Source organism: Klebsiella sp. 10-1 (genome assembly GCF_009758445.1).
GTDB lineage: Bacteria > Pseudomonadota > Gammaproteobacteria > Enterobacterales > Enterobacteriaceae > Klebsiella > Klebsiella scottii.
In genome coordinates this window covers 183073-197327 of the sequence record NZ_WQRE01000002.1, presented here as the reverse complement: position 1 = coordinate 197327, position 14255 = coordinate 183073, and the positions used below count along the sequence as shown (strand labels likewise).

The following is a 14255-nucleotide window of genomic DNA, read 5'->3' as shown; positions in this document are numbered from 1 at the left end:
CTCTACGATGGCGCAATTCTACTCTGCAAAACGGCGTGTGACGACGCGCCAGATCATAACCGTTACAGTCAATGACCTCGATCCCTTTGGTCAGGGCGTTGCTCGTCACCAGGGAAAAGCGCTATTTGTTCGCGGCCTGCTGCCGCAGGAGCAGGCCGAGGTCGTGCTGGTTGACGATAAAAAACAGTACGCTCACGCTAGGGTTAAACGCCGCCTGAACGACAGCCCGCAGCGCCAGACGCCGCGCTGCCCGCACTTTGGCGTCTGCGGCGGCTGCCAGCAGCAGCATGCCAGCGTTGAGCTACAGCAGCAAAGCAAGCGCGCCGCGCTCGGTCGGCTGATGAAGCGCGATGTCGATGAGATTATAGCCGCTTCGCCGTGGGGCTATCGTCGACGCGCGCGCCTGAGCTTGAATTATCAGCCAAAGACCCAACAATTACAGATGGGCTTTCGTCAGGCCAGCTCCAGCGACATCGTCGACGTGGTGCAGTGCCCCGTTTTGGCGCCCGCTCTTGATGCGCTGCTGCCGGCGGTGCGCGAATGTCTGAGCGGTCTGAAATCCATGCGTCAGCTGGGCCACGTTGAGCTGGTGCAGGCCGATAACGGGCCGCTGATGGTATTGCGTCATACCGCTGCGCTGCCCGCCGGCGATAAAGAAAAACTGGAACGATTTTCGCAATCTCACGGTCTTTCCCTGTACCTGGCGCCGCAAAGCGAGATACTTGAACATATTGCCGGGGAAGCGCCATGGTATACGTCAGACGGACTACGCTTAGTGTTCAGTCCGCGCGACTTTATTCAGGTTAACGATGGCGTTAACCAGCTGATGGTGCGTACGGCCCTCGAGTGGCTGGATATTCAGCCGCAGGACCGGGTGCTGGATCTGTTCTGCGGAATGGGTAATTTTACCCTACCGCTGGCGCAGCGCGCCGGGCAGGTTGTCGGCGTTGAAGGCGTTCCTGCCCTGGTCGAGAAGGGGCGCGAAAACGCCGCGCTTAACAATCTGCATAACGTCACATTCTTCCACGAAAATCTGGAAGAGGACGTGACGCGCCAGGCCTGGGCGAAGCATGGCTTTGATAAAATATTGCTCGACCCGGCAAGAGCCGGTGCGGCCGGCGTGATGTTACATATTATAAAATTGGCCCCGCAGCGCGTAGTCTATGTCTCCTGTAACCCGGCGACGCTGGCGCGCGATAGCGAACTGCTTTTAGAGGCGGGGTATAAAATCCAACGCCTGGCGATGCTGGATATGTTCCCGCACACCGGGCATCTGGAATCAATGGTGCTGTTTGAGCACAAGCTTACATAAAATCATACGAATCGCATCGAGGTGGCAGTAGAGTAAATCCTCAGCGGCTTGCGCAGCTCAGCGACTGAGGTGGGCGACGGAAGCCGGCGCTGATACGATTTGCAGGATGACGTGTAAAAGTTGAGGCTTGCCGACTTCGGCAGGCCAGGTCCCTTAAGGAGAGGACAATGGTTGCGGTAAGAAGTGCACATTTAAATAAAGCTGGTGAATTTGACCCGAATAAATGGATCGCGAGTCTGGGAATTTCCAGCCAGCAGTCGTGTGAACGCTTAGCCGAAACCTGGGACTATTGTCGCGAGCAAACGCAGGGACATCCGCGCGCGGACCTCCTGCTATGGCGCGGCGTGGAGATGGTTGAAATCCTCTCCACATTGAGCATGGACATCGATACGCTGCGGGCCGCGATGCTGTTCCCGCTGGCGGACGGCGAAGTCGTCAGCGAAGAGGTGATGCAGGAGAGCGTCGGCAAATCCGTGGTGACCCTGATCCACGGCGTGCGCGACATGGCGGCCATCCGCCAGCTCAAGGCGACCCACACCGACTCCGTCTCCTCCGAACAGGTGGATAACATTCGCCGCATGCTGCTGGCGATGGTCGACGATTTCCGCTGTGTGGTCATCAAGCTTGCCGAACGTATTGCCCACCTGCGGGAAGTCAAAGACGAGCCCGAAGATGAACGGGTTCTGGCGGCGAAAGAGTGCACCAATATCTACGCGCCGCTGGCCAACCGCTTAGGTATCGGCCAGCTGAAGTGGGAGCTGGAGGATTACTGCTTCCGCTACCTGCATCCTGACGAATATAAGCGCATCGCGAAGCTGCTGCACGAGCGGCGAATCGACCGCGAACACTACATTGACGAATTCGTCGGCCACCTGCGCTCAGAAATGAAAACGGAAGGCGTTAAGGCCGAAGTGTACGGCCGGCCGAAGCATATCTACAGCATCTGGCGGAAAATGCAGAAAAAGCATCTCACCTTTGATGAGCTGTTTGACGTGCGGGCGGTGCGCATTGTCGCTGAGCGCCTGCAGGACTGCTACGCCGCGTTGGGGATAGTCCACACCCACTATCGCCACCTGCCGGATGAGTTCGATGACTACGTCGCTAATCCGAAACCTAACGGCTACCAGTCTATTCATACCGTGGTGCTCGGTCCCGGCGGCAAAACGGTAGAAATTCAAATTCGTACTCGCCAGATGCATGAGGATGCCGAGCTGGGCGTCGCCGCGCACTGGAAGTACAAAGAGGGCGCTGGCGCAGCGGTGGGCGGCGGGCGCGGTTACGAAGACCGCATCGCCTGGCTGCGTAAGCTGATCGCCTGGCAGGAAGAGATGGCGGATTCTGGCGAAATGCTGGATGAAGTGCGTAGCCAGGTCTTTGACGACCGGGTTTACGTCTTTACGCCGAAAGGCGACGTCGTGGATTTACCCGCCGGCTCGACGCCGCTCGATTTCGCCTACCATATCCACAGCGATGTCGGCCACCGCTGCATCGGGGCGAAAATTAGCGGACGCATTGTGCCGTTTACCTATCAGCTGCAAATGGGCGATCAGATTGAAATCATCACCCAGAAGCAGCCCAATCCAAGCCGCGACTGGCTGAACCCGAACCTCGGCTATGTGACCACCAGCCGCGGGCGCTCCAAAATTCACGCCTGGTTCCGCAAGCAGGATCGCGACAAGAATATTATCGCCGGGCGGCAGATCCTTGACGATGAGCTTGAGCATCTTGGCATCAGCCTGAAGGATGCAGAAAAACATCTGCTGCCGCGCTACAACTTCAACGAGCTGGATGAGCTGCTGGCGGCCATTGGCGGCGGAGATATTCGCCTTAACCAGATGGTCAACTTCCTGCAGGCGCAGTTCAACAAGCCGAGCGCGGCCGAGCAGGATGCGGCGGCGCTGAAGCAGCTGCAGCAGAAGAGCTGGGCGCCGCAGAATCGCAGCAAAGACAACGGTCGGGTAGTTGTGGAAGGCGTCGGCAACCTGATGCACCACATCGCGCGCTGCTGTCAGCCGATCCCCGGCGATGAGATCGTCGGCTTTATCACCCAGGGGCGCGGGATCTCGGTGCACCGGGCTGACTGCGATCAGCTGGCGGAGCTGCAGTCGCACGCGCCGGAGCGGATCGTTGATGCGGTCTGGGGGGAGAGCTATTCGGCGGGCTACTCGCTGGTGGTGCGCGTGGTCGCCAACGATCGCAGCGGGCTGCTGCGCGATATCACCACCATCCTCGCCAACGAGAAGGTCAACGTGCTGGGCGTTGCCAGCCGTAGCGATACGAAACAGCAGCTGGCCACCATCGATATGAATATCGAAATCTATAACCTGCAGGTGCTGGGCCGCGTGCTCGGCAAGCTGAACCAGGTGCCGGATGTTATTGATGCCCGCCGCCTGCACGGCGGGTAATGGTTTATCCCTCCATCCATGACCCTCTCTCCTCCGGGGAGAGGGCAACCGCGCTGATTTTCTCCTGCGTTTTCACCGGGGGAAGCGAAAAAGACCAACATTTTGCAAGGAATCACCATGACTCAAATCGACCGCCTGCTCGGGATAATGCAACGGCTGCGCGACCCGGAGAACGGCTGCCCGTGGGATAAAGAGCAGACTTTTGCCACCATTGCTCCCTATACCCTCGAAGAAACGTATGAAGTGCTGGATGCTATCGCCCGCGAAGATTTCGACGATCTGCGCGGCGAGCTGGGAGACCTGCTGTTCCAGGTAGTGTTCTACGCCCAGATGGCGCAGGAAGAAGGGCGTTTTGCGTTTGACGACGTTTGCGCCGCTATCAGCGACAAGCTGGAGCGCCGCCATCCGCATATCTTCGGCGATGCCAGCGCCGGTACCAGCGCGGAAGTGCTGGCGCGCTGGGAAGAGATTAAAAGCGCCGAGCGGGCGGAAAAATCCCAGCACTCCGCGCTGGATGATATTCCGCATAGCCTGCCGGCGCTGATGCGCGCGCATAAAATACAAAAACGCTGCTCGGGGGTTGGCTTTGACTGGACCTCGCTCGGTCCGGTGCTGGACAAAGTGCACGAGGAGATCGATGAGGTGATGCACGAAGTGCAGCAGGCGGTGGTAGATGAAGCTAAACTGGAGGAGGAAGTTGGCGATCTGCTGTTTGCGACGGTCAATTTATCCCGCCATTTAGGCGTTAAAGCCGAAGTCGCCCTGCAAAAAGCCAACCTGAAATTTGAGCGTCGCTTCCGCGAAGTTGAGCGGATTGTGACCGCTCGCGGGCTGGAGATGACCGGCGTTGACCTCGATACCATGGAAGAAGTGTGGCAAGAGGTAAAGCGGCAGGAAACTGATCTCTAACGAAATTTTGCGATCAAGCGCAATTTGTGTGATTTTTTAAATGACAAGCGCTTGATTTGCGTCAAAAACATTTACCCAAAAGGAGCTATTTTCTCACTCCTTATGATTGTCATGACCTGGAAAGGAGACGGAGAATGAAAGTTTGTGGCGCTCGTCGTGTTCGGGTATACTACTTTCCCGTCCTGGTTATTCCATCGTTTCACCCTAACTTCTCAGGTTCAGCATGACAACGAACTATATTTTTGTGACCGGCGGGGTCGTATCCTCTCTGGGTAAAGGCATTGCCGCAGCTTCCCTCGCAGCTATTCTCGAAGCCCGTGGGCTTAACGTGACCATGATGAAACTGGATCCGTACATCAACGTCGATCCGGGTACCATGAGCCCTATCCAACACGGGGAAGTGTTCGTTACTGAAGACGGCGCTGAAACCGATCTGGACCTGGGTCATTACGAGCGTTTCATCCGTACCAAAATGAGTCGCCGCAATAACTTCACTACGGGCCGTATTTACTCCGACGTTCTGCGCAAAGAGCGCCGTGGTGATTACCTGGGCGCAACCGTACAGGTCATTCCGCACATTACTAATGCCATTAAAGAGCGCGTGCTTGCCGGTGGCGAAGGTCACGACGTGGTGCTGGTTGAAATCGGCGGTACCGTGGGTGATATCGAATCCCTGCCGTTCCTCGAAGCTATTCGCCAGATGGCGGTAGAAATCGGCCGTGAGCATACCCTGTTTATGCATTTGACCCTGGTGCCGTACATGGCAGCAGCCGGTGAAGTCAAAACCAAACCGACTCAGCACTCCGTAAAAGAGCTGCTTTCTATCGGTATTCAGCCAGATATTCTGATCTGTCGCTCCGATCGGGCGGTACCGGCGAACGAACGTGCTAAAATTGCATTGTTCTGTAACGTCCCGGAAAAGGCCGTTATTTCTCTGAAAGATGTCGATTCCATTTATAAAATTCCAGGCCTGTTGAAATCTCAGGGGCTGGACGATTATATTTGTAAACGATTCAGCTTGAACTGCCCGGAAGCAAACCTGGCCGAATGGGAACAGGTTATCTACGAAGAGGCTAACCCGGCAGGCGAAGTCACCATCGGTATGGTCGGCAAGTACATTGAGCTGCCGGATGCCTACAAATCGGTGATTGAAGCGCTGAAACACGGCGGTCTGAAAAATCGCGTGACCGTGAACATCAAGCTGATTGATTCGCAGGATGTGGAAACGCGCGGCGTCGAAATTCTGAAGAATTTAGATGCTATCCTGATCCCGGGCGGCTTCGGCTACCGCGGCGTTGAAGGTAAGATTGCCACCGCGCGCTTTGCGCGTGAAAACAATATTCCATACCTGGGTATTTGCCTGGGCATGCAGGTTGCGCTGATTGAGTTCGCGCGCAACGTAGCGGGGATGGAGAACGCCAACTCCACGGAATTTGTGCCAGACTGTAAGTTCCCGGTAGTGGCGCTGATTACCGAATGGCGTGATGAAGAAGGCAACGTTGAAGTTCGTACTGAGAGAAGCGATCTCGGCGGCACCATGCGCCTGGGCGCGCAGCAGTGCCAGCTGGACGAAGAGAGCCTGGTGCGCCAGCTGTACGGCGAGCCGACAATCACCGAGCGCCATCGTCACCGTTACGAAGTCAACAACATGTTGTTGAAACCTATTGAAAATGCGGGCCTGCGCGTTGCGGGCCGTTCCGGGGACGATCAGTTGGTCGAGATCATCGAGGTGCCGAACCATCCGTGGTTTGTGGCCTGCCAGTTCCACCCGGAGTTTACTTCTACGCCACGCGATGGCCATCCGCTGTTTGCAGGTTTTGTGAAAGCGGCAAGCGAGTATCAGAAGCGTCAGGCGAAGTAAAAGAGTTAGAACGGCAATGCACCCATCCGGGTGCATTGTTTGTCTGGAGTTTTAGTTTAACTTGTACTGAGGAAAATCTAATGTCCAAAATCGTTAAAGTCATCGGTCGTGAAATCATCGACTCCCGTGGTAACCCGACTGTTGAAGCCGAAGTACACCTGGAAGGTGGTTTCGTTGGTATGGCAGCAGCTCCGTCAGGTGCTTCTACTGGTTCCCGCGAAGCGCTGGAACTGCGCGATGGCGACAAATCCCGTTTCATGGGCAAAGGCGTACTGAAAGCTGTTGGCGCGGTTAACGGCCCGATCGCTCAGGCAATCCTTGGCAAAGACGCCAAAGACCAGGCCGGCATCGACAAGATCATGATCGATCTGGACGGTACTGAAAACAAATCTAACTTCGGTGCGAACGCAATCCTGGCCGTGTCCCTGGCGAACGCCAAGGCAGCAGCCGCTGCTAAAGGTCAGCCGCTGTTCGAACACATCGCCGAGCTGAACGGTACCCCGGGCAAATACTCCATGCCGGTTCCGATGATGAACATCATCAACGGCGGCGAGCACGCGGACAACAACGTCGACATCCAGGAATTTATGATTCAGCCGGTTGGCGCTAAATCCCTGAAAGAAGCCGTACGTATGGGTTCTGAAGTGTTCCATAACCTGGCTAAAGTTCTGAAAGCTAAAGGCATGAACACTGCAGTTGGTGACGAAGGCGGCTACGCGCCGAACCTGGGTTCCAACGCTGAAGCTCTGGCGGTTATCGCTGAAGCGGTTAAAGCTGCTGGCTACGAGCTGGGCACAGACATCACTCTGGCGATGGACTGCGCGGCTTCTGAATTCTACAAAGACGGTAAATACGTTCTGGCTGGCGAAGGCAACAAAGCGTTCAGCTCTGAAGAGTTCACTCACTTCCTGGAAGACCTGACCAAACAGTACCCGATCGTTTCTATCGAAGACGGTCTGGACGAATCTGACTGGGACGGCTTTGCATACCAGACTAAAGTTCTGGGCGACAAAATCCAGCTGGTTGGTGACGATCTGTTCGTAACCAACACCAAGATCCTGAAAGAAGGTATCGACAAAGGCATCGTTAACTCCATCCTGATCAAATTCAACCAGATCGGTTCTCTGACCGAAACTCTGGCTGCGATCAAAATGGCGAAAGACGCTGGCTACACTGCCGTTATCTCTCACCGTTCAGGCGAAACTGAAGACGCTACCATCGCTGACCTGGCTGTTGGTACCGCTGCAGGCCAGATCAAAACCGGTTCTATGAGCCGTTCTGACCGCGTTGCTAAATACAACCAGCTGATTCGTATCGAAGAAGCTCTGGGCGAAAAAGCACCGTACAACGGTCGTAAAGAGATCAAAGGTCAGGCATAAGCCGGTCTTTATCTGATATAAAAATGCCAGTCTGCGGACTGGCATTTTTTTTGTCTGCACAGCGGCGATTATTTAAAGTCGACGGCCATTTGCTGCGGGATCGAAAGCCCGCGGGTAGTTTGCACGCAGCGGTCAATATAATCGGTAAAGCGCGGCGGTTTGGGCATCCCCATACTCAGCAGCTTATCGTTACTGAAGCGTACGTTAAGCGTGGCGAATGCGCCATACAGACGCATGGCTTTCAGCATCAGGCGCTCATTGCACGGACCAAAGATGTCCTTTAGCTCACGGCGCATCTTAACCAGCGTCTCATAGCTCACCTGGGCATAGCTGTCGCCGACGGGCAGCCGCTCCAGCGCGGAGGCCATCGCGCTATCAATCTCGGCAAACCTGACGCTGTTTTCTTCCCCCGCCGATATATGCACCACTTCACCACGGGCAAGCGGGCTGTCGAGCAGCATCAGCAGCGCGTCGGCACAGTAATCAACGGGAATAACATCAATCCTGTCCTCCATTGAACACATGAACTTTTGCAGCATCAGGCCCATGCTGAATACCCAGAAGATGCTGCTGGAGGGCTGGCAGCCGTGATGGGTATGGCCGACGACGATAGAGGGGCGGGCGATAGCCAGCGGAAGCGTCGGGCACTCCTGCCGCATCAGCCGCTCGATGGTCGATTTAGAATGCGTGTACTCGACAAGATGTTCGGCGCGCTCGCGGAATTCGGCGCTTTCCGCGACCAGAGAATCAGGCTCCGGCGAGCACGACATTGCCGTGCCAACGTGCAGGAAGCGCTGCAGCCCGGAGACCTCGGCCATGCGTTGGGCAAAGCGGAGCGTCCCTTCGACGTTGACCTTCCAGATCAGCGGATTATTGCCGAACGAGGCGACGGCGGCGCAGTTGAGCACGTGGGTAACGCGCTCAAGGCGCGGATCGGCAAGGAATTCTTCAGGATTTGCCAAATCGCCCAGCAGTATGTGCCGGGTGCTCAGCGTCGCCAGCGTCTCCTCAGCGATATTGAATTTACGCAGATTGTCTTTAACCCGGGCAAGCGCTGCTTCACCATTATTGGCACGAACTAAAAGCAGCAGATTAACCCCATTTTTTTGATTCAGGATATTCTCTAAAACTGCTCCACCCAGAAATCCGGTAACGCCTGTAATTAATAATGTATTCATGAATACAGTCTCATCATGGTTAGTCGAGTGGATTCTAGGCGGGCTAAACTAAACGGCGGGTAAATGGAAAATGGGCCATTTAAACCAATTCTTAAGACTGTTTTAAGGTTATGAACGGGCGTGGATTGGATTCGACATCAGGCTATTTATAAAGATTCGAACTTTCATGTATCAGTTTGTACATTAATGATTTTATTGATTATTTTATTTATTTCTCAGGTTTTAATATTTTTCATTAATGTAATATTTAAAATTTTTTGTTACATCAAAGGCGCGAATCTAAAAAATAAAATGAATTATTAATACGGTGCGGATAATCCATAAATCTGGCAGCGTAAAGATGAATAATAGCCGCAGTTTTATCGTCAGATGGCGGATAGGGCGTTGCTTAGGGTATGGGGGGCGAGGCACGCGCCATCGCAGCTGAGGACAAGACCTGGGCGCGCAAATCTGCGATAATGATCGTTTAGAACCTAAACAGAGATGATTATGCAGTACCCGATTAACGAGATGTTCCAGACCTTGCAAGGCGAGGGTTACTTTACCGGCGTGCCCGCCATTTTTATTCGCCTGCAGGGATGCCCGGTTGGTTGCGCCTGGTGCGATACCAAACATACCTGGGACAAACTTGCCGATCGGGAAGTGTCGCTGTTCAGCATTCTGGCGAAAACCAAAGAGAGCGATAAATGGGGCCCGGCCAGCGGCGAAGATCTGCTGGCGATTATTGGCCGTCAGGGGTGGACCGCTCGTCACGTGGTGATCACCGGCGGCGAGCCCTGCATCCACGATCTTACCCCGCTGACGACCCTGCTTGAGCATAACGGCTTCAGCTGCCAGATTGAAACCAGCGGCACCCATGAAGTGCGCTGCAGCCCGCGGGCCTGGGTGACGGTTTCCCCTAAGGTCAACATGCGCGGCGGTTACGACGTGCTGTCGCAGGCGCTGCTGCGGGCGGATGAAATCAAGCATCCGGTGGGGCGCGTGCGCGATATCGAAGCGCTGGATGAACTGCTGGAAACGCTCACCGACGACAAGCCGCGGATTATTGCTCTGCAGCCTATCAGCCAAAAAGAGGATGCGACGCGTCTGTGTATTGAGACCTGCATCGCCCGCAACTGGCGGCTATCGATGCAAACGCATAAGTATCTGAATATTGCCTGATAAATCGCCGGGTAGATGCGTTCTACCCGGCGCGTCCGCTACGCGTTCGACCAGCTTTGAATCGCGTCAACGTTTTCCAGGCTACCGTGGGTGACCGCATACGACTTTTTCAAAATCGTATCCGTATACGTGGTTAACTCCCTGAAGATCCCCTTATTTAATGCCTCATACCTGTTGGCATTCTTCTCTACTGGCATAAAGGTATCTTTTACCCGCACCATATTTGCAACCGCTGCCGCGTAGGAGGGATACAAACCCAATCCAACCGCGGCGTTGATTGCCGCCCCGAGGCTTGCACAGCCGTTAATAGCGTTGCGTCTGGCCGGCAGGTTAAATACATCGGCGAAGATCTGCATAAAGAGGTCGCTGTTCGAACCCCCGCCGGTAATGATGATATGTTTAGCGAATCGATTCATTTCATTGCACATATTGTCGTAGTTATTTTTCAACGTCAGCGCAACGCTCTCCAGAATGGAACGATAAATCCACGCGTAGTCCATGCCGGAATCAAAACCGATCATTATCCCGCGCTTATAGGGCTCCCAGGGATTCGTTAACCAGTCCAGTACGGTCATTAAACCGTTGCAGCCCGGTGGCACCGTTGCGGCCTTTTTATTTAACAGATCTTCCGGCGACAGGCCCTGGGCCCCGGCGTCCTGAATTAAGGATTCGCCCAGCATGTCCCGCAGCCAGCTAACCGTCCACATTCCCTTGCGAATACCGTACCCCTCGTACAGCAGCGTCTCCGGAATGGAGGACATAATCGGCCAGTAGGCGACGGGATTTTTCGGCAGCGCTTTGCCGTTCATCATCAGGGCGATGTAGGTGCCTAATGAGATAACCGCCGTTTCATCATCCAGTAGCCCTGCGCCGAGCGCCTCAACCGGCTTATCGCTGGTGGTGCAGATAACGGGCAATCCTGCCGGGAAGCCGGTCGCGAGAGCCGCCTGGCCGGTGAGATGACCCAGAATCGTGCCGGGCATCTGCACGTCGAATAGCATCCGGCGCGGAATATTAAACTGCTTAACGACCTCATCATTGTCGCTCCACCCCCAGGTTTTGTAATCCACCGGCCACTGACCAAAGTAGTTGGCGATATTGTCCTTAAATTCGCCGGTTAAGCGGTGCGACAGATAGCCGGAAAATGAGGTGACCCAGGCCACGTCGGGATTGGTGTGTTCATAAGGCCGGGTGACGCGGGCATCCTGCCAGCTAATGAGAGGTTCTGCGGGCGTACCGTCGGCTTTAAGGAGCGCGCGGCAGCAGCGGATGGAGCCCAGACCGATGCCGACAATATCTTCTTTCTGGCCCGCGAACCGGCCCATCAGATCCCGTCCGGCGGCGCAGAGAGAGGTCCACAAATCATCATCAGGGTGCTCCGCCGTATCGGCGTCCGGCGTGTGCATTGGCTGCAGCAGGCCTTTTCCCTCGCAGACCACGTTTCCCTGCAGGTCGTACATCACGACCTTGGTGCTCTGGCTCCCGCCATCAATTCCAATGATGTATTTCTTCGACATTATTATTCTCCTTTAAATTTTCACCATCACTCGCCAGCAGTTTCTGCGGCCAGCGATGCCTCGCGTTCTGTCGCGGCGTCGGTGCGGCGTATTTTACGAAACAGCAAAAAGGTAAAGAGGATCACCATGCACAGCGCGGCCAGGCCCATTAGCCACATATTGTGGTAAGCGTCTGCGGCAGGGAGGGTGTCCTGCCAGTGGCCGACGATCGGATAGACAAAAACGTCAGGCAGGAAGCCAATAACCGAGCAGATACCGACGGTTGTTCCCATGATGTAGCCCGGCGTCCGCGCTTCGCCGGGGCAGGCCCAATAGAGCCCGCGCGAAGCGTAGCAGGTGAAGCCCAGCAGCAGGATCAGGCCGATCCCCATCGCAACGGACTGCGGGTTTGAATTGGTGGCTAACAGCGCTATAAGCGCCAGAACCCCCACGATCGACAGCAGCTGAATGACGCGAGTCGGGGATTTCACTCTGCTGTAGGTGGTAATAATGCCGCCCAGCGGGCCGCAAATCGCGCGGAAGATTTTGTTGATGACAATCCCCATATAGCTCGCGGCCACCAGCGACATACCGTACATCTCCGTCAGATAGTTGGTGGAGTAGCTGAGGATGGCGTAGATGGTAAAGACGCCAAAAATGACCATGCTGCAGTACCAGGTCGTGCTGATGCGCAGGACGGCGAGAATATCGCTCAGCTGAAACGCCTTTTTATCTTCCTGCGCCGCGCCGCCGCGCTGAGGCGCGTCGCTGACGAAGAACCAGCACAATATCCCCAGCAGGATATAAACCACGCTGTAAATCAGGATAACGACCTTCAGGCTGTTGCTATCGTCAGGGGCGAAGCGGGAAAATGCCCACATGGTAAATACCGCCAGCGACATAACGCCAACGCCGCGCAGCCCCTCCATCCAGCCCATGATTTTCCCCTGCTCGCTATGATCGCCGAGCAGCGAGGCGGCTTTAATTGAAACGGACCACAGCATCAGAATGGTGGTGATGGCAAAGGCGACCTGAATACAGAGCATGGCCCACAGCGGTGGATAGGTCGCCATTAATAAACCGAGCAGGCCGGTAACGATCATCGCTGAAGTAATCATTTTACGATGGGAAAATTTATCAGCAATAACCCCGCTGGGGGCGTAAAGAATAATAGCAGTAATACCGAAGGTGCTCATAATTAAGCCTATTTCGGTATTGCTAAATCCCATGAATTTTGCCATTGGGATTTGATAGATATAGCGTAAATAGGCAAGGTCAAAGCTGACGCCGCCGCTAAAGCTAATAATGGCAAGGGTTATCCAACGGCGATATGAATTCTGTTGCATATCGTGATCTCATTTTAAATAGACGAAAAAAAGAGAAAAGTAAACCGCCTTTGCAGGTGGATTACTTTTCTCTGGTCTCTAGTAATTGCGATTAGGAATAACATGTCAGCGTGGGTTTTAGTGTGAGAATAATCACGCTTCATAGCTTTGCGCATAATTTATGAATGAAATATTTATCTGTGATTGCGATCACATTAGGTGCTCGGGCGCTGTGCTAAAAAATTAGCTCAGTTACCAGAGACAATGAGAAAGGTAACTTCCCTCTCGTGGGGGAAGTTACCTTTCTTTTTTTTTGCCTAAAGGAATTTGGAGCCAACTATGTCAATCGAATCTCTTAACGCGTTCTCAATGGATTTCTTCTCTCTGAAAGGTAAAACGGCAATTGTGACCGGCGGCAATAGCGGGCTGGGTCAGGCCTTTGCTATGGCGCTGGCTAAAGCGGGAGCGAATCTGTTTATCCCAAGCGTCGTCAAGGATAACGGAGAGACGAAAGAAATTATTGAAAAACAGGGTGTTGAAGTTGAGTTTATGCAGGTGGATATTACCGCCAAAGGCGCGCCGCAGCAGATCATCGCCGCCTGCTGTGAACGCTTTGGCACGGTCGATATCCTCGTCAACAATGCCGGAATTTGTAAACTGAATAAGGTGCTGGACTTCGGGCGTGCGGATTGGGACCCGATGATCGATGTTAACCTGACGGCACCCTTCGAGCTCAGCCATGAAGCGGCAAAAATTATGATCCCGCAACACAGCGGCAAAATTATTAATATCTGCTCATTATTTTCTTACCTTGGCGGCCAGTGGTCACCGGCTTATTCTGCAACTAAGCACGCGCTTGCCGGTTTTACTAAGGCATATTGCGACGAGCTTGGTCAGTATAATATCCAGGTCAACGGCATCGCCCCGGGATATTATGCAACCGATATTACGCTGGCGACCCGCAGCAATCCCGAAACCAATCAGCGCGTGTTGGACCATATTCCGGCAAACCGCTGGGGCGATACTCAGGACCTAATGGGCGCAGCCGTATTCTTAGCCAGTCAGGCATCCAATTATGTTAACGGCCATCTGTTGGTTGTCGACGGCGGTTATCTGGTGCGTTAATTCTTAACCGGTGGTTTCTGTGTTTTTATTAATTATGTCACAAAATATCATTCAGGATGCGTCGAGGCCGTAAGGAAATAAATCTCCGGTAATATAGAACGCAA

At 54.3% G+C, this 14255-nt stretch carries 10 protein-coding genes; 7 read left to right on the top strand and 3 right to left on the bottom strand.

Annotated features, from left to right (window positions below):
- Window positions 1-7: 7 nt before the first annotated feature.
- The 5 genes from rlmD (at window position 8) to eno (ending at window position 7866) form a co-directional block, all read left to right on the top strand.
- Entirely contained in the window at window positions 8-1312 is a 1305-nt protein-coding gene (gene rlmD, locus GO007_RS09015) for a 23S rRNA (uracil(1939)-C(5))-methyltransferase RlmD (protein ID WP_095098637.1), read from the top strand.
- Window positions 1313-1479: 167 nt separating this feature from the next.
- Window positions 1480-3717, top strand: coding sequence for a GTP diphosphokinase (gene relA, locus GO007_RS09010; protein WP_095098635.1), 2238 nt, complete (start codon window positions 1480-1482; stop codon window positions 3715-3717).
- Between the two features lie 117 nt (window positions 3718-3834).
- A complete protein-coding gene (gene mazG / locus GO007_RS09005; protein WP_095098632.1) occupies window positions 3835-4626 on the top strand; it encodes a nucleoside triphosphate pyrophosphohydrolase in 792 nt (263 codons plus the stop codon).
- 223 nt (window positions 4627-4849) lie between these two features.
- Window positions 4850-6487, top strand: coding sequence for a glutamine hydrolyzing CTP synthase (pyrG, locus tag GO007_RS09000; protein WP_095098629.1), 1638 nt, complete (start codon window positions 4850-4852; stop codon window positions 6485-6487).
- 80 nt (window positions 6488-6567) lie between these two features.
- Entirely contained in the window at window positions 6568-7866 is a 1299-nt protein-coding gene (eno, locus tag GO007_RS08995; protein ID WP_095098626.1) for a phosphopyruvate hydratase, read from the top strand.
- 68 nt (window positions 7867-7934) lie between these two features.
- Here the strand turns inward: eno and GO007_RS08990 are convergent, their stop codons facing one another.
- A complete protein-coding gene (locus GO007_RS08990; protein WP_095098623.1) occupies window positions 7935-9044 on the bottom strand; it encodes an SDR family oxidoreductase in 1110 nt (369 codons plus the stop codon).
- A 489-nt stretch (window positions 9045-9533) separates the two neighbouring features.
- Between GO007_RS08990 and queE the strand changes: the two genes are divergently transcribed.
- Window positions 9534-10205 carry a 7-carboxy-7-deazaguanine synthase QueE gene (gene queE, locus GO007_RS08985; protein ID WP_041147731.1) on the top strand — a complete coding sequence of 224 codons (672 nt, stop codon included), beginning with the start codon at window positions 9534-9536 and terminating at the stop codon, window positions 10203-10205.
- A gap of 38 nt (window positions 10206-10243) precedes the next feature.
- On the opposite strand, the gene GO007_RS08980 is transcribed toward queE, so the two are convergent.
- Together GO007_RS08980 and GO007_RS08975 are read right to left on the bottom strand one after the other, a co-directional pair.
- Window positions 10244-11722, bottom strand: coding sequence for an FGGY-family carbohydrate kinase (locus GO007_RS08980; RefSeq protein WP_095098620.1), 1479 nt, complete (start codon window positions 11720-11722; stop codon window positions 10244-10246).
- Between the two features lie 26 nt (window positions 11723-11748).
- Window positions 11749-13047 carry an MFS transporter gene (locus GO007_RS08975; protein WP_095098617.1) on the bottom strand — a complete coding sequence of 433 codons (1299 nt, stop codon included), beginning with the start codon at window positions 13045-13047 and terminating at the stop codon, window positions 11749-11751.
- A 318-nt stretch (window positions 13048-13365) separates the two neighbouring features.
- Between GO007_RS08975 and GO007_RS08970 the strand changes: the two genes are divergently transcribed.
- Complete coding sequence (locus GO007_RS08970) at window positions 13366-14151, top strand: SDR family oxidoreductase (RefSeq protein WP_095098614.1); 786 nt, start codon at window positions 13366-13368, stop codon at window positions 14149-14151.
- Window positions 14152-14255 lie beyond the last annotated feature (104 nt).

Coding starts and splice junctions, on each gene's coding strand:
- eno (WP_095098626.1), top strand. CDS start 6,568: ATGTCCAAAATCGTTAAAGTCATCGGTCGTGAAATCATCGACTCCCGT.
- GO007_RS08970 (WP_095098614.1), top strand. CDS start 13,366: ATGTCAATCGAATCTCTTAACGCGTTCTCAATGGATTTCTTCTCTCTG.
- GO007_RS08990 (WP_095098623.1), bottom strand. CDS start 9,044: ATGAATACATTATTAATTACAGGCGTTACCGGATTTCTGGGTGGAGCA.
- GO007_RS08980 (WP_095098620.1), bottom strand. CDS start 11,722: ATGTCGAAGAAATACATCATTGGAATTGATGGCGGGAGCCAGAGCACC.
- queE (WP_041147731.1), top strand. CDS start 9,534: ATGCAGTACCCGATTAACGAGATGTTCCAGACCTTGCAAGGCGAGGGT.
- GO007_RS08975 (WP_095098617.1), bottom strand. CDS start 13,047: ATGCAACAGAATTCATATCGCCGTTGGATAACCCTTGCCATTATTAGC.
- pyrG (WP_095098629.1), top strand. CDS start 4,850: ATGACAACGAACTATATTTTTGTGACCGGCGGGGTCGTATCCTCTCTG.
- mazG (WP_095098632.1), top strand. CDS start 3,835: ATGACTCAAATCGACCGCCTGCTCGGGATAATGCAACGGCTGCGCGAC.
- rlmD (WP_095098637.1), top strand. CDS start 8: ATGGCGCAATTCTACTCTGCAAAACGGCGTGTGACGACGCGCCAGATC.
- relA (WP_095098635.1), top strand. CDS start 1,480: ATGGTTGCGGTAAGAAGTGCACATTTAAATAAAGCTGGTGAATTTGAC.